This is a genomic window from Ruegeria sp. BHSC029 (assembly GCF_059613085.1).
Window position 1 is genome coordinate 175,994 of sequence record NZ_JBXWRU010000005.1, and the last position, 22,199, is coordinate 198,192.

The following is a 22,199-nucleotide window of genomic DNA, read 5'->3' on the forward strand; positions in this document are numbered from 1 at the left end:
GCCGTGCAAACCGGTAACCCCCGCACCCAAATCGCCGCCCGGTTGAACAAAGCCATTGCGGCCCGGAACGGTTTCCCGTCTGATACCGGCATGACGAAACCCTCGATCGCAGTCGAACAGGAAGGCGGCACAGCGCGCGTGATTGTGTCTGGCGAAATGCTGACACAGTCATTGAGCGCCGTCGAAGATGCCTTTCGCGCCACCCGCCCGGATGCGGCGCATGTGACGGTCGACATGTCCGAAATCGATGCACTGGACACCGGCGGCGCGTGGCTGATCGCGGACCTGAAAAACCGCTGTGCAGCCATGGGGGCGACCGTGGCTTTCGACGGGTTGAAACCGGCACATTCCGCGCTGCTGGAAACCGTCTCGGAGAACATTCCCAAGGACATTCCCGCCGAAGCCCCACCAAAAGGCTTCATGCCTTGGCTTGAGAGCCTGGGCCAATCAACGGTGGGCGCCGGGCGCGACACCATGTCGATTCTCGGCTTTCTGGGCCTGACCCTGCACCGGCTGGGCCGCACGATGATCATGCCGTGGCGCCTGCGCCGCGCCGCGGTCGTGTCACAGATGGAGGAAACCGGGTTCAAGGCCCTGCCCATCGTGGCGTTGATGGGATTTCTGATCGGCGTGGTTTTGGCTTTTCAGGGGGCCACCCAGTTGAAACAGTTCGGCGCGGAAATTTTCGTGGTCGAGCTGATCTCGATCTCGGTATTGCGCGAACTGGGTATCCTGCTGACCGCCATCATCGTGGCTGGTCGATCCGGCTCGGCCTTCACGGCCTCGATCGGCTCGATGAAAGTGCAAGAAGAAATCGACGCCATGCGCACATTGGGTCTGGACCCGATCGAGGTGCTCGTCATTCCACGGGTTCTTGCACTGCTGATCATGCTGCCGATACTGGGCTTCGTGGCCGATATCGCCGGCCTTTTTGGCGGCGCCCTAATGAGCTGGATCGATCTGGGCGTCAGCCCCGGAATGTTCATTACGCGCCTGAAGGAGAACACCAGCGTCTGGCATCTGGCGGTTGGGCTGATCAAGGCGCCGTTCTTTGCCATGGTCATCGGGGTGATCGCCTGTTGGCAGGCAATGCAGGTCAAGGGTTCCGCCCAAAGCGTCGGCCAACGCACCACCGCGTCAGTTGTTCAGTCGATTTTCATGGTCATTGCCATCGACGCGCTGTTTTCCATTTTCTTCTCCGAGATCGGTGTCTGACATGGATGGATCCGCTCAGACATCGACCGCCAAGCTGGACGCGCAGCGCGAAGCGGTGATCCGTGTGCGCAATCTGCGCAACCAGTTCGGTCCGCAGGTGGTGCATGACGACCTGAACCTGGATGTCTGGCGCGGCGAAGTGCTGGGCATTGTCGGGGGGTCCGGGACCGGCAAGTCCGTCCTTCTGCGCACCATCGTCGGGCTGAACAAACCGGCGGCAGGCAGTATCGAAGTTTTGGGTGTCGACGTGCTGAACGGTCCCGAGGCCGACCGGCGCCGCATCGAGAAACGCTGGGGCGTGGCCTTTCAGGACGGGGCACTGTTTTCCTCGCTGACCGTGCTTCAGAACGTCATGGCCCCGTTGCGCGAACACACCGGTCTGAGCGAAAGCTTGATGCGGGCGCTCGGCAGCCTCAAGATCAGCCTTGTGGGGCTGCCGCAGCTGAGTTGCGGCAAGTTCCCGTCAGAGCTGTCAGGCGGAATGCGCAAGCGGGCCGCGCTGGCCCGGGCGCTGGCATTGGACCCCGAGATCGTGTTTCTGGACGAGCCCACCGCCGGGCTGGATCCCATCGGCGCCGCGGCCTACGACGAATTGATCGGAGAATTGCAACAGGCCTTGGGATTGACCGTTTTCATGGTAACACATGATCTGGACAGCCTGTACGCGATCTGCGACCGCGTTGCGGTTCTTGCGGAAAAGCGCGTGCTGGTGGAAGGTCCGATTGAAGACATGACCAAGGTCGACCACCCTTGGGTGCAGGAGTACTTCACAGGCCCCCGGGCCCGCGCGGCGCAACAGAAGGGGCAGGACAGGTAGAGGCGATGGAAACCCGGGCGAACTATATCCTGATCGGCGCGTTTACACTGGCGGGCATCCTGAGCGCGTTCGGCTTCTTCCTGTGGCTGGCCAAGTTCGAAGTCACGCGCCAATACGCTTACTATGACGTGCTGTTCGACAACGTGTCGGGCCTGTCAGCCGCCGGTGGCGTCAGCTATAACGGTCTGCCCGTGGGACAGGTGATTTCGCTGGACCTGGATGACGATGACCCGTCCAAAGTAAGGGTCCGGCTTGAGGTTGATGCCGACATTCCGGTGACCACGGACACGATCGCGCAGTTGCAGTCGCTGGGAGTGACCGGCGTCAGCTATGTCGAGTTGTCGGGCGGGTCGCCCGATGCCGAACGGCTGCCGCAGAACAGCATCATCAAAAGCAAGCGCAGCGCCATCCAATCCCTGTTCGAAGGCGCACCCAAGGTCCTGGACGAGGCGGTGACCTTGCTGGAGAACCTGAACGCAGTGGTGGATGACAACAATCGCAAGGCCGTGTCGGACATTCTCGACAACCTGGCTTCGGCCTCGGGTCGACTGGACAAGACCCTGAACGATTTTGAATCCCTGTCCAGCGATCTGGGCGGCGCGGCAAAGGACATCGGGGCCTTCACCAAACGCCTGGATCAGTTGGCCGATACCGCAGAGACCACGCTGACCACCGGAACTGATACGCTGAACAGCATCAAAACGGCCTCGGAATCGGCGAAAACCGCACTGGACAGCGCGAACCAGACGCTGGCCACGGCAAACAAGGTCATCGAAGACGACGTCCGCCCCTTCATCGAGCGCGGGTCGCAACTCGCGGACCGCCTGATCGGGTTGTCGGATGAAGCCGCGGTCACAATGGCAACGGTGAACAACACCTTTGCCAACGCCAACCAAACGCTCGACTCGGTGACCTCGGCCATGGATACGGCGAAAGGAACTCTGGCATCCGCAGAACGCGCGTTCGACTCGGCCAATCGCGTGATGGACGAAGACGTTGCACAGGTTGTTGACGACATCCGAAACGCCGCCACCAAAGTGGCCGAAACGGTAACGAACGTGACCGACAAGATCGACCAGATTTCAGCGGACGTTCTGAGCGCGTCGCAATCGGCATCGGACCTGTTGGGAACGATTGACGGCATCGTTCAACAAAACCGCCGGCAGGTTTCAGACTTCCTGCGGGTCGGACTGCCACAATTCGTTCGTTTCGTGGAAGAATCCCAACGCCTTGTCATCAGTCTGGACCGTCTTGTCGACAAGGTCGAGCGCGACCCCGCGCGTTTCCTTCTGGGCACCCAAGCATCGGAGTTCCGTCAATGATCAGGCCCCTTCTTCTGACCCTTGCAATCACGACGCTGGGCGGATGTGCCGGTCTGGGCACGTTGAAACAGGCCTCGAAACCGAACGACCTGTATCTGCTGACCCCCAAGAGCACGTTCTCGCAGTCTTTGCCCCGGGTGCAGAAACAGATCGTCATCCAGGAACCCACTGCGACCGCTGCGGTCAATAGCGACCAGATTGCCGTGCAGCCAACGCCCCTGCAGGTCCAGTATCTGCCGCGCGCGCGTTGGGTGGACCGAGCACCTTTGATCGTTCAGGCGTTGATGGTCGAAAGCTTTGAAAACAGCGGTCGCGTCGCCGCCGTGGGCCGTTCGACGGTCGGCCTGCGCGCCGACTACGTCATCGTTCCGGACCTGCGCGAGTTCCAGGGGATTGTCGTCGGAGAAACCGAAAACTCGAAAACCGTAAAGATCGAAGTGCGAATGAACATTAAGATCATCGACGAGTTCGAAGACAAGATCATCGCCTCAAGCTCGTTCCAGGAAGCGGTTGTTTCGACCAGCGACGAGACGCCGGATCTTGTCGCCGCTTTTGACACCGCCTTGGGCAAAACCATGCGCGACGCAGTTGAGTGGAGCGTGCGGAAGATTCATTCACACGCTGCCAACAATCCGCGCCCGTCGTTGAACTGACACGGATTGCCCACCCTTTATTTTGACAGGGATTGCGCCAGACGCATCAGGGTCACGGCTTCGGTCCGGTACCCGAAAGGATCGGCCCCACGGGCCGTGTTGCCCATCGCGATTGCATCATCATAGCCCCAGTCGGACAGGTAAGTGCCGCCGCGCAACAACTGGCCGAAACCTGCAATCGCGACGGAAAACCTCACGTCGTCCTTCTGGCGGCCCTGCCCGTCCAAGATCGGTTGCTCGATCAACTGGCTGCGCGTGTCGCCGGGTGTTTTGTACCGCAGCTTGAAATAGCCGATTTCATCACTGCCCGAAGCGGGGGCGGTGTTTCCATACCGTAGCGGTGCATTGCGAATTGCGTTGGAGCCGACCGGCGTGACTTCGTAAATCGCGGTCACGCTGTGGCCAGCACCTATGTCGCCCGCATCAACAGTGTCATTCAAAAAGTCCTCGCGGCGCAAAGCGCGGGTTTCGTATCCGATCAGGCGGTATTCGGCGATTTGGGCAGGGTTGAATTCGACCTGAATCTTGACGTCGTTGGCAATCGGAAACAGCGCACCGGTCAGTTGGTCAACCAGCACTTTGCGGGCCTCACCCAGCGTGTCGATGTAAGCCGCCTGTCCGTTTCCGTTCTGGGCCAGGGCCTGCATCGTCGCGTCATCAAGGTTACCGCGCCCGAAACCCAGAACGCTCAGATATGTTCCGCTGTCGCGCTTGTCAGAGATAAACTCCTTGAGAGCTTCGGGATCGGACAGGCCAACGTTGAAATCCCCGTCCGTGGCCAGAATGACTCGCGTCACCTCGCCCTCGGCGGCCATGTCTGCAGCAACCTGATAGGCTTGCTGAAGCCCGGCTTGTCCCGCTGTGGATCCGCCCGCGTCCAATTGTTCTAGCGCCCGCAGGATCTTGGCCTGGTCGGCTGCGGATGTCGGCTCCAGAACTTGGCCCGCACTGCCGGCATAGGTCACGATCGACACCTGATCCTCGGGTCGCAACTCGGGCAACATCAGGCGCAGGGACTGTTTCAACAAGGGCAGCTTGTTGGCGTCCTGCATCGAGCCCGAGGTGTCGATGAGAAAGACAAAATTGAGCGCCGGACGCTCCTCGATCACCGGAAGCGTTCCCTGAATGCCGATATGGACCAGTCGAGTACCGGTATTCCAGGGGCTGGGCATGACCGTGATGCTTGGCTGAAACGGCACAGCGCCGTCCGGCGCCGGATAGGAGTAGGGAAAGTAGTTTACCATTTCTTCAATCCGCACCGCTTCACGCGGGGGCAAGTGACCAGCCAGAAGCGAGGACCTGACGATGGCGTAAGATGCGGTATCGACATCAATCGAAAATGTCGAAACCGGTTCTTCCGCGGTGACCCTGAGTGAGTTGGTTTCGGCGTTTGCAAATTCTTCGGACGACTGCTCGGGTCGCGCTGGCGGACGAAAAGCGTCGCTCGAAACCGAAGGGGCCACTGTGCTGTCGGCGAGGCGGCCTTGCGAGAGAAGGCTGCGTTTTGCCAGAGGTTCCAGCGCTTCTTCCACAACCATCGGCGCTTCGACAACGGGTTCCTCAAGAACCATCTCGGCCGTTTCAGCGTCTGATTGTCCGGATGGTCGAACCGCCTGCGGCTGTCCTATCACCCGGGTCTCGGTATCGAAACTCGGGGAAAGCACACCGTCCCGTGTCTGCGGCACGATCATGATCAGCGCAACGGCAGCGATGGCTGTTGTAGCGGCCAGCGCGCCGCGGGTCGAAATTGCATTCAACATGGCTTTGGTTCCTTCTGTCACGCGGGCCAACGGGCCTCGCTTGACATTGGGACGCGTACCGGGTCGGGATCCTTGGAGATCAGCAAAGTTTTTTCTGGCCAGCTCCAAATTGACGGCCCGCCGCTTTTCATCTGCTGCAGGCGTTGCGGCATCCATCAGTGTTTTCAGATCATCGAGCTCATCACTCATTGGGCAAGCTCCTCTTGTTTGATCGCGCGCAGGCGCTTTCGGGCTTCGGACAGGCGCCATGAGACCGTGCCCTCGGACACGCCCAGCACGTCGGCGGCCTGTGCATGGGTCATTTCATCATCCAGCGTCAGCGCCAGTGTCTGACGCAGATCTTCGGGCAAGCTCAGCATGGCCCGTTGCAGCCATGACAGGGCCTCGGCCGTCTCGACGGCTTCGGCGCGCCGCATCTTTTCCACATCGCCCCAGCCGATTGCTGCACGGTTTCGGCTGGCCGTTCGACGCCGCGCATCGTGTGCCGCGTTGCAGACGACCCGATACAGCCAGGTCGTGAACTTTGAACTCGCTCGAAAGCCGACAATTTTGGCGGGCAAGGCGGCACATATGTCCTGCGTCAGATCTTCGGCGACCTCGGCGCTGCCGGTCAGCCGAAAGGCCAGCCGGAACACGCGGTCATAGTGCCGCCCAAGCAGCGTCGCGAACGCTTCCGCGTCCCCGTTGGTGGCCGCATGGGCCAATTCTTCATCCGAGGTCAGTTTGCTCATTCTGACTATTCAGACGCAAGACAGGAACGGATCCTTGGAACATTCGAGAAAAAATCAGAAATGGCTCGCCAACGCCTTCTGCCAATCCGCTGCAAATTCCTGCGGCACTGTGTCTTTCAACAAGGCACCTGGCTCGATAAAGGTGTAAAGTTCCGCGTATGAGCACTCGCGCTCATTGGCAATTCGGCGGTAGATATCGGATGGGCCGAGGTCAGATACGCGCTCTTTCCCCATTGCACCCAGTATTTCGCGAAAGCTTTCCAGAGTGGCGTCATGAAAGCGGTGAACCCGCTTGCGTTTCTGCGGCACGTTGACCGCGCGCCCGCGAATGGGATCCTGTGTTGCGACGCCTGACGGGCAGCGGTTCGTATTGCAATGCAGGGCCTGAATGCAGCCCACGGCGAACATCATCGCCCGCGCCGCATTGCACATGTCAGCCCCCAGCGCGAATTTCTCGATCATGTCATAACCAGTTGCCACTTTGCCTGAACAGACCACCCGGATCTTGTCCCGCAGACCTACTCCGCGCAGACAGTTGTTCACGAAGATCAGCCCTTCGTTCAACGGTACGCCCAGACGGTTGGTAAATTCCACAGGCGCCGCGCCGGTCCCGCCTTCGGCCCCGTCTACGGTGATGAAATCGGGCAGAATGCCCGTTTCCAGCATGGCCTTGCAGATCCCCATGAACTCGGACCGGTTGCCGATGCACAGCTTGAAACCGACGGGTTTGCCCCCGGACATTTCGCGCAGGTGTTGGACGAAATGCATCAAGCCCGTTGGCCCGTCAAAGGCCGAGTGAATGGGTGGCGAAATCACATCCTGATGCACGGGTACGCCACGAATAAGAGCGATCTCTTCATCGACCTTGGCCGCCGGCAGAACACCGCCATGGGACGGTTTCGCGCCTTGGGACAGTTTGATCTCAATCGCCTTCACGACATCCTTCTGGGCATTCTGGGCGAACTTGTCCTTGTCAAAGCCGCCCTCTACCGTCCGACAACCGAAGTATCCGGTGCCAATCTGCCAGATGATATCGCCGCCTTCGGCAAGATGGTGCGGCGACAGCCCGCCCTCGCCCGTGTTGTGTGCGAAACCGCCATCCTTGGCCCCGCCGTTCAGGGCGCGGATTGCGTTGGCGCTGAGTGCCCCGAAGCTCATCGCTGAAACGTTCAGCCGCGATGCAAGATAGGGCTTTTCACACTGAGGACCGCCAAGCATCACACGCTCTTCGCTTTCCGGAACGTCCTTGGGCGCAAGCGAGTGATTGGCCCGGTGATACCCGACTTCGGTGATATCGTACTGGGTGCCGAAGGCCTGAGTGTCGACCTGTCCCTTTGCTCGTGAATACACCAGCGCGCGAATAATCCTGTTGAAGGGCCGCCCGCTTTCGTTGGTTTCCACGAAATACTGGCGGATTTCCGGGCTGACGAACTCCAGCATGTACCGGAAATGGCCCAGAACCGGATAGTTGTTCAGTACGTTGTGTTTGGTGGTCAGCATGTCGTACAGCCCGACCAACGCGTAAGGGACCAGCAAAACCAGCAGCCAGAATGCCGGAGGCCAGTACAAACCCCAGACCACAGTCAAAGGCAGAACCACATAGGTCACGACATAATAGATTCGACGTACGATCATCTTGCTCTCCCTTGGGCCAACCGGTCAGAGGTTGGCCTTGAGTTCCTTGACCCAGTTGTCCCACTGCGCGTGTTCACCCTTGGCCAGCAGGATGCCTTCTTTCAGTTTAGACATGCCGAAACCCCAGGCCATCTTGGTATCGATATGCGGAGGCATGACCAACTCGCCGGGCGTGACCATGGCGTCGATGATGAATGGCTTTCGGCTGGCTTTGGCCCGCGCGACGGCCTCGGGGATGTCAGCCGCATGTTCCACACGGACCCCGTCCCCACCGCAAACCCTCGCATATTCCGCAAAGTCCGGGTTCACCAGATCGGTAGCAGCGGGGTTCAGCGGATAACCCGCCACCTCCATCTCCATCTTCACGAAGCCCAGCGTCTGGTTGTTAAAGACCAGCACCTTAATGGGCCACTCGTAGCGCACGGCAGTCACGAAATCCTGCATGGACATGCCAAAACCGCCGTCCCCGCAGAACGCCCAAACCTCGCGCTGCGGATCCAGCGCGGCGGCTCCCAACGCCGACGGCAACCCGGACCCCAGTGACGAATGGTTGAACGACCCCACCATGCGCCGTCCGCCTTTCATCCGCGTCTGACGCGCCACCCAGACCGTGCATTCGCCGATATCCATTGCAAATATCGCGTCATCGGCAGCCTTGTCGGAGACCTGCCGCGCGAATAGCTGCGGGTGGAGTGGCTCGGTGTCGCGCTCGAGACTGGAGTCGCGGTCTTGCTGCGCCAGCCATTTCGTACACAGCTTGACTTGACGATCGGCAAACGCCCTGTCGTCCTTTGCGGCCAGCTTTGGCAAGAGCAAATCCAGCGTCGCGCCCACATCTCCCAGCAATCCCGATGCGATGGGCGCGCGGCGTCCCAGATGTTCGACGTTGCGATCGATCTGGATGATTTTCGCGTTTTCCGGCAGGAACCACTCGTATGGGAAGTCCGTCCCCAGCATCACCAGCACATCGCAGTCGCGCACTGCATGATACCCGCCGGGATTGCCGATCAACCCGGTCATCCCGACCACGTTGGGATCATCATAGTCAAAAATGTCCTTGCCCTTGAGGGAATGCGTGATCGGCGCGTTCAGCCGTTGGGACAGAGCCAGAACCTTGTCTTTGGCTTCTCTGCATCCCACGCCGGCGAAAAGAGCGACTTTCCTGCCCGCGTTGATGATCTCGGCCGCACGGTCGATTTCGGATTCGGGCGGGATCAGCGTTGATGGCGTTTTCAGGATCGGGTGCAGTTGGTGCAAGCTGGGCACCTGCTGTTCGGACACGTCGATGGGCAGTTCGATCCGCACGACCTCGCGGTTGATCAAGGCGCGTTGCACGGCGATCTGAGCCAGTCGCGGCATCTGGTCCGGCGAATTGATCACGGCCTGATAGCCGCAGACATCCTCGAACACCTTCTCTAGATTGACTTCCTGGTGGTAACCGGTCCCGCGCTCCCGATGAGCGACCTGACCTGTGATCGCCACGACCCCTGCACCCTCACGCCGGGCGTTGTACAGTCCATTGATCAGGTGCAGCGCTCCGGGACCGACGGTTCCGGCACAAATCCCGATCCCGCCGGTCAGATGCGCCTGGGCATAGGCTGCATAGGCTGCGTTTTCTTCGTGCCTGACCCCGATCCATTCGAACCGGCCATCCCCGCGCATGGCTTCAAGCAGGGGGTTGAGCGCATCGCCCGTCACGCCGAAGATCTGGCGCCCTCCGGCATCCGCGAGAATATCCAGCAATACCTTGCATACGGAATTCGACGTCATGACCTGCCCTCTGGTTCCGACCCCATCGGGCCTGTCCCGATAGATCGTGGGCAGGTTGCCCTTTGATTGCAAGCCTTTGTACTGCCACCCCAAGCATCGGGCGGATTTGCGGTGGCTTGGTTGCGGCGGTTGAACCCGGGCGGCACAGCCGCTATCCAAATCCAAACCCCACAGGCGGAGAAGCGTCCTTGGCCAAAACTCAGGCGGCAGTTTCGGGGAAGCCCATGATGTACGCCGCCGTCTTTGTCGGAGGAGCGGCTGGGTCGATCCTGCGCGAACTGTTTGCGCTGGAAATTCCGGGGATGCCGTTGCTGACATCGACCTTCGGCATCAATGTCGTGGCCTGTTTCATTCTGGGATGGCTCTACGCCATACGGGGCCGGGTGCATGCCCATGTTCTGCACCTCGGGGCCGTTGGTTTCTGCGGCGGATTGTCGACGTTTTCGTCCTTTGCCGCCGAACTGGAACGGATCGCTGAAACCGACGGCTGGTCGGTCATCTTGCCGTTGGCGGCCGAAGTCATCTGCGGTTTGGGCGCGGCCATTCTGGGCGAGGCAATTGGACGCCGCCGCCGCTCAGGAGGGCCGGCCGAATGACCGATCTGTATCTGCATGCGGTGTTCGGGCTGGGCGGCGGACTGGGAGCAGTCCTTCGTCACTGGGTCGCACGGGCCATCACTCACGACCTCCCGGTCTCGACGCTGGTCGTGAACGTATTGGGCAGCCTGTTGTTGGGGCTTTGGATCGGGTACCTGGGCGGGCCCGTGGAGATGGCCGAAGAAGAAAAGCGCCTGGTTTTCGGCTTTTGCGGAGGGTTCACGACATTCTCCAGCTTTGCCTACCAGTCTCTTGAACTGCAGCGCGAGCGGACGATTGTCCTTGCGGGTGGAAACATCCTGCTCAGCCTCGGACTGTGCTGGCTGGCCTTGTGGCTGGGACTGTGGGTGATGGGCTAGCCGGTCGCTACATGCCCGGCATGTGCATCCGCATAGCCAGATTGCCCAGGATCCAGACCGTTCCAAGAATGATGATCAGAAGAACCAGCGTCGAGAACAGGACCAAATCCAGATCTTCGCGGCTGCTGCGGCGACGGTCGATATGCAGGAAATAGACCAGCTGAACAATCAGCTGCGCCAAACCCAACAGCCCAATTGCAAGGTAGACACCCTTGGTCTCGATGCCGAACCAGTAGGCGATCGCAAACACGGTGAGTGTCAGCAACAGCGAGCCGCCATAGCCGATCACATACCGGCGCCGCTCGCGCCTGTGCATCTCGGACCGTTTATCCATAGGTCAGCCCTCCGAAATACACGATGGTGATGATGCCGATCCAGATCAGATCAAGGAAGTGCCAGAACAGTGCCAGCCGCACCACGCGCGAAATCACGAGGTCGGTCATCCCCATGACCCGCAGTTGAATGCCCAGAACGACCAGCCACACACAGCCCGCCGCCACATGCAGCCCGTGCAGAGGCACCAACCCGTAGAAGGCAGACAGGAAACCGCTGCGCTGCGGGATGCCACCCTTTTCCGCCATCGACATGAAATCGCGGATTTCGAGGACCAGAAAACTCAGCCCAAGCAGCAGCGTAACCCCGAACCACAGGACGATCCGACCGCGCGGCAGGTTGTATTTCAGCGCCAGCATGGCAAGTCCAACAGTCAGGCTGCTGGTCAGCAGGATCAGGGTCTGGGCAAAGATGCTGTAGAGATCGAACAAGTCGTGCGGGCCAGGACCACCTGCCTGCGCGTCGATCATGGTGATGTAGACGCCGAACATCAGCCCGAAATAGACCAGGTCGCTCATCAGAAAGACCCAGAAACCGAAGGTCACCACTTCGGTCGCCTTGTGGGCGCTGGCATGACGCCGCCCAAGGTTCAGACCTGGGTAACTGTGGGTTGGTGCAGGCTTCATGTCGCTGCCTCCAGATCCGGTCGGGCAAGCCCGGTGTTTTCTGGCGCACCTTCGTGATCCCGGTTCACAGGGGTCGCGTTGCGGACCAAGTCCAGCCAGGCCTCGTGCTGCCTGCGCACGTCTTCAGCTGAAACCACTTCTTCGGTATCGGTCTGAAAGGTCCACAGGATGAATGACAGGATCATCATCACGGTCATCAGCGCCGCCAGCCACCAGATCCACCAGACCAGCGCAAACATCCACGCACCGCTGAGCACGCAGAGCACGAAACCGATACCGGTGTTGCGCGGCATGGTGATGTCCTCGTACCGGTCGGGGTGCGGGTAGGCCTCGCCACGCTCTTTCGCGGCGGCAAAATCGTCGCGGTCCGTGACATGCGGGATGATCGCGAAATTGTAGGGCGGCGGCGGGGCCGGGATCGACCATTCCAGCGTGCGGGCGTCCCAGGGGTCGCCAACCGATACGCGGCTCTGTTCGCGGTTGCGGATGCTGACCCACAGCTGCACGACGACCGACAGCAAGGCCGCCAGAATGACCAGCGCGCCGATGACGGCCGTGATCATGTAGGGGTGAAAGCTCGGGTCCTCCCAACTGTAGGAGCGGCGCGGCATACCCATCAGGCCCACGAAATACAGCGGCAGGAAGGTCAGCATGAAGCCCACCGTCCACAGCACGACCGATATCCGCCCCCAAGCCTCGTCCAGGCGGAAGCCGAACGCCTTGGGAAACCAGTAGTTGTAGCCCGCAAGCAATCCGAACAGGACACCCGGCAGCAACACGTTGTGGAAATGCGCGACCAGGAACAGCGTATTGTGCACCTGATAGTCAACGGTTGGGTTGGCCAGGATCACCCCGCTGAGCCCCCCGATCACGAACAGCATCAGAAAGGCCAGCCCGTACAGCATCGGCACCGAGAACCGGATGCGGCCGCGATACAGGGTGGCCATCCAGTCATAGACCTTGACGCCGGTGGGTATGGCGATCAGCATCGTGGCGATGCCGAACACCGCGTTGATCAGGGCGCTTTGGCCCATGGTGAAGAAATGGTGCAACCAGACGGTAAACGACAGCACCGCAATCGACATGGTCGCGATCACCAGCGAGTTGTAGCCATAGAGCCGCTTGGCCGAGAAGGTCGCGAAGACTTCGGAATAAATGCCATAGGCCGGCAGAACCAGAAGATAGACCTCGGGGTGGCCGAACAGCCAGAACAGGTTGGCATAGTTCATCATGTTGCCGCCCAGGTCATTGGTGAAGAAATGGAAATCAAGATACCGGTCGGCGGCCAGCAACAGTGCCGCCACCCCCAGGGGCGGCATGGCGAACACGATCAGGATCGAACTGCAGATGATCGTCCAGCAATACATCGGCAACCGCATGAATTTCATCCCAGGCGCGCGCAGTTTGTAGATCGTGACGGCAAAGTTGATCCCCGTCAGGGTGGTGCCGATGCCCGACACCACGATCGCCCAGATCCAGTAATCCGGCCCCACGCCCGGATTGAAGGCCGCGCCGGTATAGGGCGGATAGGCCGTCCAGCCGCCGGTGGAAAACTCGCCCACCACCAGGCTGACCATCAGCATCATGCCCGCCGAAACCGTCAGGCCGAGGCTGATCTGATTCATCACCGGAAAGGCCACGTCGCGTGCGCCGATCATCAGCGGGACGAGGAAATTCGCCAGTCCGAACACGAAGGGCACCGCAACGAAGAAGATCATGATCGTGCCGTGGGTGCTGAACAGTTCGGCAAAGTGTTCGGCCTCGAGGAACCCCTCGCCCGGCCCGGCCGCCTGTTGGGCGCGCATCACGACGCCTTCCAGAACGCCGCGCGCCAGCATGACGATGGCAAAGACGATATACATGATGCCGATCTTCTTGTGATCCGCGCTGGTCAGCCAGTCGCGCCACAGCGGCCCCCACAGGCGAAACCAGGTGAGCAGTCCCAGAACCGCGGCCACCCCCACGATCACCACGCCCGCCGCGGCATTGGCCACGATTTCATTCGTATTGGGGTCTTGGATCAGCCCGGCGATGGGGAAGGCATCCCAGTTCAGACGGCCGAAGAAACCGGACTCGGCAGATGTCATTGCTTGTCCTCCTGCCCGTATTGAGCGGTTCCCGGTTGCTGATCCTGCGGCAAAGGTTGCCCGTTGTGATACCGGCCCAGGATGCTGTGGAACAGATCGCCATCATCCAGGCGGAAATACAGCGCATTATCGGGCATCTGCGCGGTGCCAAGCGCGGCCTGAACCTCGTCCCGGTCCGTCCGCATGGCCAGTGTCCGATAGGTTGCCGGATTCAGAACGATACCGTTCTGCCGAACACGGTCGACCCATGAGTCGAAATCCGGCGGCGGCATCGCGACCGTCTGGAACTTCTGCTTGGTGAAGCCGCGCCCGTTGTACTGGGTGTTTTCGCCCTGCATTTGTCCGGGGGCATCAGCCACGAGATGCAATTGGGTCGTCATTCCCGGCATCGCATAGATCTGCCCCGCCAGGGCGGGAACCATGAATGACTGCATCACCGTGTCCGTCGTCAGTGTCAGGGCGACTTGTTGTTTTGTTGGCACCCCGAACTCACCCACCGTCGCGATGCCCAGGTCGGGGTAGATGAACAGCCATTTCCAATCCAGCCCCACCACTTGCACACGCAGGGCCGGTTCATCGCCGAACGGGGCCGCGTAAGGGTCCAGCCGGTGGGTTGCTTTCCAAAGATAAAAGGACAGCAGCGCCACGATCACCACCGGCACACCCCACATCGCGGTTTCCAGCATGGGCGAGAAATCCCATTTGGGCCGATAGGCAGCCGGGCTTTGCGCGCGGCGCCGATAGCGAAGAGCGATCAAGGGAACCAGAACCAGAACCGGAATGACCGCAATCAGGATCAACGCGGTCGCGCGCACCAGGTGTGTTTTTTGGACCGCCGCAATAGGGCCTTGAGGATCCATGAAACTGTCGCTGGCCAGAGCCGATTGCGCCGTGCCCAACCACAATACGACCACGATCAGCGCTGTCAGTACCGCAGGTATAGTCCTGTTTCCGCTCACGCCGGATCGCCCTCATCAAACTTCAGGTTGGTGCAACTATCGGCAGAGTCAGCAGATTTCACAAGGTTTTTCCCCGGCAGCCGGGAACCACCTCACCATCGAGTTGACTTGACCAGTGGGTCGGGTCAGTCATTGTGTCATGCGTTTACTGCTTATTCTGATTGGACTGATCGCGTTTTCCGGCGCAGCGATCGCGCAAGACCGAGCCGCGGTTGAGCGGCAGTTTCAGGACTGGTTGCAGCAACAGGTCTGGCCGTTGGCTCGGGCGCAGGGTGTATCGCGCCGCACGTTTTACAGCGCAACCGACGGGGTTCGCCTGAATTGGGAACTGCCCGATCTTGTTCCGCCGGGCTCTCCGGCGCGGACGCCCAAAAAGCAAAGGCAAGCCGAGTTCGGGTCCCCCGGCCGGTATTTCAACACAAATTCGGTGCAGGGTGCCGCCGCCGGCGGTCGGCGTATGGCCAAGCGTCATGCGGAAACGCTGCGCCGGGTCGAGGAACAGACCGGCGTTCCCGCCCGGATCATCCTTGCGGTCTGGGGCCGCGAAAGCGGCTATGGGCAGGTTCCGATCCGGCATGACGCAATCCAGGTGCTGGCCACCAAGGGATTCATGAGCACGCGCGCGGAGTATTTCACCGGCGAACTGATCGCCGCGCTGCAGATCGTCGAGGCCGGTCACGTGAACGGCCGCGCGATGAAAAGCAGCTGGGCCGGCGCGTTGGGCCAGCCCCAATTCATGCCGACCAGCTTTTTGAACCACGCGGCCGACGGCAATGCAGACGGCCGGGCCGACATTTGGGGGTCGGCCGACGACACGATTGCATCGATCGGAAACTACCTCGCGCGGCACGGTTGGGTCAGCGGCCGCGATTGGGGGTTCGAGGTGACCGTACCGGCGTCTGTGTCCTGCGCGCTTGAGGGTCCCGATCAGGGTCGCCCGATCCGCGACTGGGTCGCCATGGGCATCACACGCGTATCGGGCCGCCCCTTCCCCGAACACGAGCTGCGCGGCGAGGGCTACCTGATGATGCCGGCTGGCCGGAATGGTCCGGCCTTTGTCGTAACGCCCAATTTCTACGTTCTCAAAGACTACAACATGAGCGACCTCTACGCCTTGTTCGTGGGCCATGTGGGCGATCGCATTCAGTATGGCGTGGGCGATTTCAAAGGCCGCTGGGGCAAGGTGGGCGGTCTCTACCGGTCGGATATCGCGACCATGCAGCAGGCGTTGATCGCGATGGGGCACGACGTGGGCGGTGCCGACGGGCTCCCGGGATACAAAACCCGCCGGTCGATCGGCCGCTGGCAGGAAGAAACCGACCAGCCCCCAACCTGTTTCCCCGAAGCCGGCATGAAGTCGCGGCTGCGTCCCTGACCGCTGGCGATTCGCCTGATCGGGCGAAAGCGAGCGGCGAAATTCTGCCGAAACAGATCGCGCCTCGGGCTGCAATCCGGGCGGCCTGGGCACGAAAATATCGCAACGATACACGCCATCGTTACAAAATTTCGGCGACCACGCGTCACGAAGTTTCTTTCTACCTTTAGGCGATCCGGACTCATGGGAAGGCTTTAACCCTGCCCAAAATAGTGGCACGGTCTCGGCCAGCGAGAGGAAGCTCTTGCATCCACTTCACCGACTGCAATCCAGAAAGCTGCGACGCAGTGTTCCTTGCGAATTGGCACAACCCAAAATTCAAAAGAACCGGGTCCCAGCGGATGTCGGGCAACCAGGGCCGCCGGACGCCATCCCATATGGATGCGCAGACCGCCGCCACAATAATTGGGAGAAGATCATGAACACCATCCTTCGAAACTCGGTGGCGGGCCTGCTGTGCTCGACCTTCATCACCGGAGCCGCGCTGGCCGCGGGCACCCATCCGGTCACCGGCGAGCCGCTGGCCGATGACCAGACCTTCGTCTACCGCGTGCTGGACGAGCACAGCTCGGTCGACCCGCAGGTGGTCGAGGACGTGTCGGGCGCCGAGATTGTCCGCGACCTGTTCGAAGGTCTGATGAACCAGGACGAAGACGGCTACCTGGTTCCGGGCGTGGCCACTGGCTATACCACCAACGAAACCAAGGACGTTTACACCTTCACCCTGCGCGACAACGCCAAGTGGTCGAACGGCGATCCGGTCACCGCGCATGACTTCGTTTTTGCCTGGAAACGTGCCGTCGATCCGGCGCTGTCGTCGCCCTATGCCTGGTTCATGGAGCTGATGTCGATCGAGAACGCCGCCGAGATCATCGCGGGCGACAAGCCGGTCGAGGATCTGGGCGTCAAGGCGATCGACGACCACACGCTGGAAGTGAAGCTGAGCGCGCCGCTGCCCTATTTCCCGCAGATGACCACGCACTCGACCACCTTCCCGGCCCCGCAGAAGGTCATCGAGCAGTTCGGCGATGAATGGACCAAGCCCGGCCAAATCGTGTCGAACGGCGCCTATATCCTGACCGAGCACCTGCCCAACGAACGCTCGGTGCGCGAGCGCAACCCGATGTACTGGGACAACGACAACACCATCATCGACAAGGTCGTGGCGCTGGTCATCAACGATGAAAACGTGGCCCTGACCCGCTATCTGGCCGGTGAGCTGGACCGCACCGAGGTGCCCGCAGGCCAGTTTCCGCGCCTGAAGAAGGAATACCCGAACGAGGCAATCAGCTTCCCGCGCCTGTGCAACTACTACTACACGTTCAACCTGTCCGACGGCGGCCCCGAGGCCTTCAAGGACCCGAACGTGCGTCAGGCCCTGTCGCTGGCGGTTGACCGTAAGATCATCACTGAGAACATCCTGGCCGGCGGTCAGCCCGAAGCCTATACCTTCGTGCCCGAAGCCACCGCAGGGTTCACCCCGCCGGTCGTGGAAATGGCGTCGATGACGCAAGCCGAGCGCGACGAGCTGGCCAAGGAACTGCTGGCCGAGGCCGGATACGGTCCCGACAACCCGCTGAGTTTCGCGATGGTCTACAACACCTCCGAGGCGCACAAGAAAGTCGCCGTGGCCCTCAGCCAGATGTGGAAGCAGAAGCTGGGCGCGCAGGTCGAGCTGGCCAACATGGAATGGAAGATCTTCCTGGAAGAGCGCGGCAACCAGAACTTTGAACTGGCCCGCGGCGCATGGTGCGGCGACTACAACGAAGCCTCGACCTTCCTGGACCTGCTGCAGTCGGATTCCGGCTACAATGACGGCAAGTACAACAATGCCAAGGTCGACGAGCTGCTGGCTCAGGCCAAAACCTCGGACGATCCGGCCCCGCTGTACACCGAGGTTGAGCGGATCATCGCACAGGAAACCCCTGTGATCCCGATCTACCACTACGCCGGTGTCTACATGATGGACAGCGACGTGGGGAACTGGCCGGTGAACAACGTCGAGCAGAACTGGTACTCGAAGAACCTCTACAAGATCGCCGAGTAATCATCATCCTTTGATCGCGCCCTGCCCCGGACATGCTCTGGGGCAGGGCCAATAATTGGGGGCATGAAATGCTTGCCTATGTCATCCGGCGACTGCTGATCGCCGTTCCGACGATCCTGTTGCTGATCGTCGCCAGTTTCTTTCTGATGCACTTCGCGCCCGGCGGGCCCTTCACCTCGGAGCGGCCGTTGCCGCCGCAGGTTCTGGCCAATATCGAGGCGCGCTACGGGTTGGACCAGCCGCTGTGGAAACAGCTGTGGGACTACCTGTACAACATCGTGGTGCATTTCGATTTCGGCCCGTCCTTCAAATTCAAGGACCGCGACGTGAACGACATAATCGCGCAGGGCTTTCCGATTTCGCTGACCTACGGGATGCTGTCCTTCCTCGTGGCCACGCTGGTGGGTGTCAGTTTGGGCATCGCCGCCGCGATCCGCCACAACAGCTGGATCGACTATTTCGCCGTGGGTCTGGGTATCGCCGCGCAGGCACTGCCGAACTTCATCATGGGCCCGATCCTGATCCTGACCTTCACCTTGTGGCTGGGCTGGCTGCCGGGCGGCGGCTGGAACGGGGGCCAGTGGCAATACCTGATCATGCCCGTCATCGCGCTTGCGACCTCGTACATGGGCTCGATCGCGCGGATCACGCGTTCGTCGATGCTCGAGGTTCTGAACTCGAATTTCATCCGCACCGCGCGGGCCAAGGGCCTGCCCACCCGCACCGTGATCTGGCGCCATGCGCTGAAACCCACGCTGCTGCCGGTGGTGTCCTATCTGGGGCCGGTCTTCGTCTATGTGCTGACCGGTTCGGTCTTCGTTGACATCTACTTCTCGACCGGTGGGCTGGGGCAGGCCTATGTGGGTTCGGCCCTGTCGCGCGACTATGCCGTGCTGCTGGGGGTCACGATCCTCTATGGCGTTCTGACCGTGCTGGTGAACCTGCTGACCGACCTGGCTTATGCCTGGTTCGATCCGAAAATCCGTTACTGAGGGGGGCTGGCAAATGCTTGGAAAATCTCAGAAAGCCGCCCATCTGGCCGAAGACATCACCGATTACACGGTCATTCAGGGACGTTCGCTGTGGCAGGACGCGCGGATGCGTTTTGTCCGCAACAAGGCCGCCATGGCCAGCGTGTTCATCCTGGGCCTGATCGTTCTGTTCACGATCATCGGGCCCTACTTTGCCGTCTGGAGCAACGAGGAAATCGACTGGAACGTTATGGGCGACGTGGCCGGCATGGGTATGCCGTCCATCGAGACCGGGCACTATTTCGGCGTCGACGATCTGGGGCGAGACCTGTACAGCCGGGTCATCCAGGCCACCACCACCTCGTTGCTGGTGGGTCTGATCGGGGCGGCCACCGCGCTGATCGTGGGCACGTGCTATGGCATCGCCGCCGGCTATATCGGCGGGCGCGTCGATGGCGTGATGATGCGCTTCGTCGACATACTGCTGGCCATTCCGGCCACGCTGGTCATCATCCTGCTGCTGGTCGTGGCGGGGCGGTCGTTCTTCATGCTGTTCATCGCGCTGGGTGCGGTGGGTTGGCTGACCATGGCGCGGATCGTGCGCGGCCAAACCCTGACCCTGAAGAACCGCGAGTTCATCGAGGCCGCCCGCGCCGCCGGTGTCAGCGAGTTCACCATCATGTACCGCCACATCCTGCCCAACCTGCTGGGCGTGGTGATCGTCTATGCTTCGCTGCTGGTGCCCGAGATGATCCTGACGGAGAGCTTCATCTCGTTCCTGGGGCTGGGGATTTCCGAGCCCTATACCTCGTTGGGTCGTCTGATCGCCGAGGGCGCCGGAACCATGGGTTACGGCACGTTGTGGCAACTGATGTACCCCCTGGCATTTTACGTCACCATCATCATAACGATGTTCTTCATCGGCGATGGCCTGCGTGACGCACTGGATCCGAAGGACCGCTGACATGAGCCTGCTTTCCGTAAAGAACCTGAGCGTTCAGTTCGACACGCCCGACGGGGTGGTCGAGGCCGTCAAGAACATCAGCTTTGACATCGCGCCGGGCGAATGCCTGGGCATCGTCGGCGAAAGCGGGTCGGGCAAAAGCCAGACCTTCATGGCCGCGATGGGGCTGCTGCCGCCGGCGGGCCGGGCCACCGGGTCGGTGCTGCTGAACGGGCAGGAAATTCTGAACCTGCCCGTGAACAAGCTGAACCAGATCCGCGGCGATGACGTGGGCATGATTTTTCAGGACCCGCTGACTGCCCTGACCCCGCATTTGCGGGTCGGCCAGCAGATGCGCGAAGTCTTGCAGGTGCACGAAGGCCTGCAGGGTTCGGCCGCGCGGCAACGGTGCCTGGAATGGCTGGACCGCGTGCGCATCCCCGAGGCCGCGCGCCGTCTGGACCAGTTCCCGCACGAGCTGTCGGGCGGGATGCGCCAGCGGGTGATGATCGCCATGTCGATGCTGTGCAATCCCAAGCTGCTGATCGCCGACGAACCGACCACCGCGCTGGACGTGACCGTTCAGGCCGACATTCTGGACCTGATGGTGCGTCTGCAAAAGGACGAAGGCACCGCCATCGCCCTGATCACGCATGACATGGGCGTCGTGGCCCGCATGTGCGACCGGGTGCAGGTCATGCGCCTGGGTGAGTTCGTCGAGGCCGGAGACACGCGCGAGATCTTTCACGCGCCCAAGCACGACTATACCCGCACCCTGATCGAGGCCATGCCCCGCATCGACGCGGGCGACGCGCCCAAGGTAGTGGAGACCGAAGAGGCGCCGCTGCTGAAGGTCGATGACGTCAAGGTGCATTTCCCGATCCACGTTCCGGGCGGCATCTTTGGCCGCAAGGTGCCGTTGAAGGCGGTGAACGGCGTCAGCTTTGACATCCGCAAAGGTGAAACCCTCGGCGTGGTCGGTGAATCGGGCTGCGGCAAGTCCACCCTCGCCCGTGCCGTGCTGCAGCTGATCGAGCCGAGCGCCGGCAATGTCAGCTGGCTGGGCCATCCGATCGTCGGGCTGAAACGGGCCGAGCTGAACAAGTACCGCAAGGATCTGCAGATCGTGTTCCAAGACCCGCTGGCCAGCCTGGACCCGCGGATGACGATTTCGGCCTCGATCGCGGAACCGCTGAAAACCTATCGCCCCGACCTGACCGAGCGCGAGCGCAAGCAGATGGTCGCCGAGATGATGGAACGGGTCGGCCTGAACGCCAACATGATCAATCGCTACCCGCACGAGCTGTCGGGCGGCCAGAACCAGCGGGTGGGCATCGCACGGGCGATGATCAACAAGCCCAAGCTGATCATCTGCGACGAGGCGGTCTCGGCGCTGGACGTGTCGATCCAGGCGCAGATCGTGCAGCTGCTGAAGGAACTGCAGCAGGAATTCGGCCTGTCGATGATCTTCATCAGCCACGACCTGTCGGTGGTGCGCGCGGTGTCGAACCGGATCATGGTTCTGTATCTCGGCCGCATCGTCGAACTGGGCGATGGCGAGGTGATCTGCGCGAACCCGGTTCATCCGTATACGCAGTCGCTGATCTCGGCGGTACCGATCCCGGACCCGGATGTCGAGCGCAGCCGCCAAAGGCTGAAACTGCCGGGCGAGTTGCCCTCGCCCATGGACCCCAAGGCGGCGCTGCGGTTCCTGCCCAGCCGTCTGGCGGCGGGTCAGACCGACTATGTTCCCGCGCTCAGCGAGATTGCGCCTGGGCACTTCGTGGCCGAGCATGATCCGCTGGAAGCGATCATGGCAAACGCTTGATCCTGTCCCCGAAGCCGGACAACCGGCTTCGGGGTCCTTGCCCGTTAGGGCAGAGTTATTGGAACTGGGTGTTTTGACTTTGCCATGACCAAATGGCACCCTTCGGTCGTTTTCGGCCTGTTTTTTCGGGCATCATTGATTGATCCGGTTTCGCAGCCTAAGAGGAAGCCCC

General features: G+C 61.1%; 19 protein-coding genes. 11 read left to right on the top strand and 8 right to left on the bottom strand.

Features of this window, described 5'->3' with window-relative positions:
- Positions 1-90 precede the first annotated feature (90 nt).
- From AC2FML_RS13820 to AC2FML_RS13835, 4 genes are read left to right on the top strand one after another with little or no spacing between them, the layout of a single operon-like run.
- Complete coding sequence (locus AC2FML_RS13820; protein WP_170359354.1) at positions 91-1,215, top strand: ABC transporter permease; 1,125 nt, start codon at positions 91-93, stop codon at positions 1,213-1,215.
- 1 nt (position 1,216) lies between these two features.
- On the top strand, positions 1,217-2,032 hold the full coding sequence (locus tag AC2FML_RS13825; RefSeq protein ID WP_170341340.1) for an ABC transporter ATP-binding protein: 816 nt from the start codon (positions 1,217-1,219) through the stop codon (positions 2,030-2,032).
- Positions 2,033-2,037: 5 nt separating this feature from the next.
- Complete coding sequence (locus AC2FML_RS13830) at positions 2,038-3,354, top strand: MlaD family protein (protein WP_496783618.1); 1,317 nt, start codon at positions 2,038-2,040, stop codon at positions 3,352-3,354.
- Entirely contained in the window at positions 3,351-4,007 is a 657-nt protein-coding gene (locus tag AC2FML_RS13835; RefSeq protein WP_496783620.1) for an ABC-type transport auxiliary lipoprotein family protein, read from the top strand. The genes AC2FML_RS13830 and AC2FML_RS13835 overlap by 4 nt, the downstream gene beginning before the upstream one ends.
- A 17-nt stretch (positions 4,008-4,024) precedes the next feature.
- On the opposite strand, the gene AC2FML_RS13840 is transcribed toward AC2FML_RS13835, so the two are convergent.
- The 4 genes from AC2FML_RS13840 to AC2FML_RS13855 are packed head-to-tail and all read right to left on the bottom strand — an operon-like array spanning position 4,025 to position 9,903.
- Complete coding sequence (locus tag AC2FML_RS13840; RefSeq protein ID WP_496783622.1) at positions 4,025-5,956, bottom strand: vWA domain-containing protein; 1,932 nt, start codon at positions 5,954-5,956, stop codon at positions 4,025-4,027.
- Positions 5,953-6,498, bottom strand: coding sequence for an RNA polymerase sigma factor (locus tag AC2FML_RS13845; RefSeq protein WP_170359347.1), 546 nt, complete (start codon positions 6,496-6,498; stop codon positions 5,953-5,955). The genes AC2FML_RS13840 and AC2FML_RS13845 overlap by 4 nt, the downstream gene beginning before the upstream one ends.
- Positions 6,499-6,552: 54 nt before the next feature.
- Positions 6,553-8,133, bottom strand: a complete 1,581-nt coding sequence (locus tag AC2FML_RS13850; RefSeq protein ID WP_496783624.1) for an FMN-binding glutamate synthase family protein — start codon at positions 8,131-8,133, stop codon at positions 6,553-6,555.
- 24 nt (positions 8,134-8,157) lie between these two features.
- Complete coding sequence (locus tag AC2FML_RS13855) at positions 8,158-9,903, bottom strand: thiamine pyrophosphate-dependent enzyme (protein ID WP_496783625.1); 1,746 nt, start codon at positions 9,901-9,903, stop codon at positions 8,158-8,160.
- Between the two features lie 224 nt (positions 9,904-10,127).
- On the opposite strand from AC2FML_RS13855, the gene AC2FML_RS13860 reads away from it, so the two are divergent.
- Both AC2FML_RS13860 and AC2FML_RS13865 read left to right on the top strand, forming a co-directional pair.
- Positions 10,128-10,499 carry a fluoride efflux transporter FluC gene (locus AC2FML_RS13860; protein WP_254430357.1) on the top strand — a complete coding sequence of 124 codons (372 nt, stop codon included), beginning with the start codon at positions 10,128-10,130 and terminating at the stop codon, positions 10,497-10,499.
- On the top strand, positions 10,496-10,858 hold the full coding sequence (locus tag AC2FML_RS13865) for a fluoride efflux transporter FluC (RefSeq protein WP_170341325.1): 363 nt from the start codon (positions 10,496-10,498) through the stop codon (positions 10,856-10,858). Before AC2FML_RS13860 ends, AC2FML_RS13865 begins: the two co-directional genes overlap by 4 nt.
- Positions 10,859-10,865: 7 nt before the next feature.
- Here AC2FML_RS13865 and AC2FML_RS13870 read toward each other — a convergent pair whose 3' ends face one another.
- Genes AC2FML_RS13870 through AC2FML_RS13885 form a run of 4 tightly spaced genes read right to left on the bottom strand, consistent with a single transcriptional unit; the run spans position 10,866 to position 14,863 of the window.
- Entirely contained in the window at positions 10,866-11,192 is a 327-nt protein-coding gene (locus AC2FML_RS13870; protein ID WP_244952445.1) for a cytochrome o ubiquinol oxidase subunit IV, read from the bottom strand.
- Positions 11,185-11,817 (bottom strand): cytochrome c oxidase subunit 3, encoded by a 633-nt coding sequence (locus AC2FML_RS13875; protein ID WP_170341891.1) that lies wholly within the window; start codon positions 11,815-11,817, stop codon positions 11,185-11,187. The genes AC2FML_RS13870 and AC2FML_RS13875 overlap by 8 nt, the downstream gene beginning before the upstream one ends.
- Complete coding sequence (locus AC2FML_RS13880) at positions 11,814-13,904, bottom strand: cbb3-type cytochrome c oxidase subunit I (RefSeq protein ID WP_496783627.1); 2,091 nt, start codon at positions 13,902-13,904, stop codon at positions 11,814-11,816. Before AC2FML_RS13880 ends, AC2FML_RS13875 begins: the two co-directional genes overlap by 4 nt.
- Positions 13,901-14,863: a cytochrome ubiquinol oxidase subunit II gene (locus AC2FML_RS13885; RefSeq protein ID WP_367646476.1), complete on the bottom strand. Its 963-nt coding sequence runs from the start codon at positions 14,861-14,863 to the stop codon at positions 13,901-13,903. Before AC2FML_RS13885 ends, AC2FML_RS13880 begins: the two co-directional genes overlap by 4 nt.
- A 139-nt stretch (positions 14,864-15,002) precedes the next feature.
- Between AC2FML_RS13885 and AC2FML_RS13890 the strand changes: the two genes are divergently transcribed.
- From AC2FML_RS13890 to AC2FML_RS13910, 5 genes are all read left to right on the top strand, one after another.
- A complete protein-coding gene (locus tag AC2FML_RS13890) occupies positions 15,003-16,238 on the top strand; it encodes a lytic murein transglycosylase (RefSeq protein WP_496783629.1) in 1,236 nt (411 codons plus the stop codon).
- 418 nt (positions 16,239-16,656) lie between these two features.
- Positions 16,657-18,285 carry a peptide ABC transporter substrate-binding protein gene (locus AC2FML_RS13895; protein WP_496783631.1) on the top strand — a complete coding sequence of 543 codons (1,629 nt, stop codon included), beginning with the start codon at positions 16,657-16,659 and terminating at the stop codon, positions 18,283-18,285.
- 68 nt (positions 18,286-18,353) lie between these two features.
- Positions 18,354-19,277 carry an oligopeptide ABC transporter permease OppB gene (gene oppB, locus AC2FML_RS13900; protein WP_093963128.1) on the top strand — a complete coding sequence of 308 codons (924 nt, stop codon included), beginning with the start codon at positions 18,354-18,356 and terminating at the stop codon, positions 19,275-19,277.
- A gap of 13 nt (positions 19,278-19,290) precedes the next feature.
- Positions 19,291-20,220, top strand: coding sequence for an ABC transporter permease subunit (locus tag AC2FML_RS13905; protein WP_170341315.1), 930 nt, complete (start codon positions 19,291-19,293; stop codon positions 20,218-20,220).
- Between the two features lies 1 nt (position 20,221).
- Complete coding sequence (locus AC2FML_RS13910; RefSeq protein ID WP_496783632.1) at positions 20,222-22,027, top strand: ABC transporter ATP-binding protein; 1,806 nt, start codon at positions 20,222-20,224, stop codon at positions 22,025-22,027.
- The last annotated feature ends 172 nt before the right edge of the window (positions 22,028-22,199 follow it).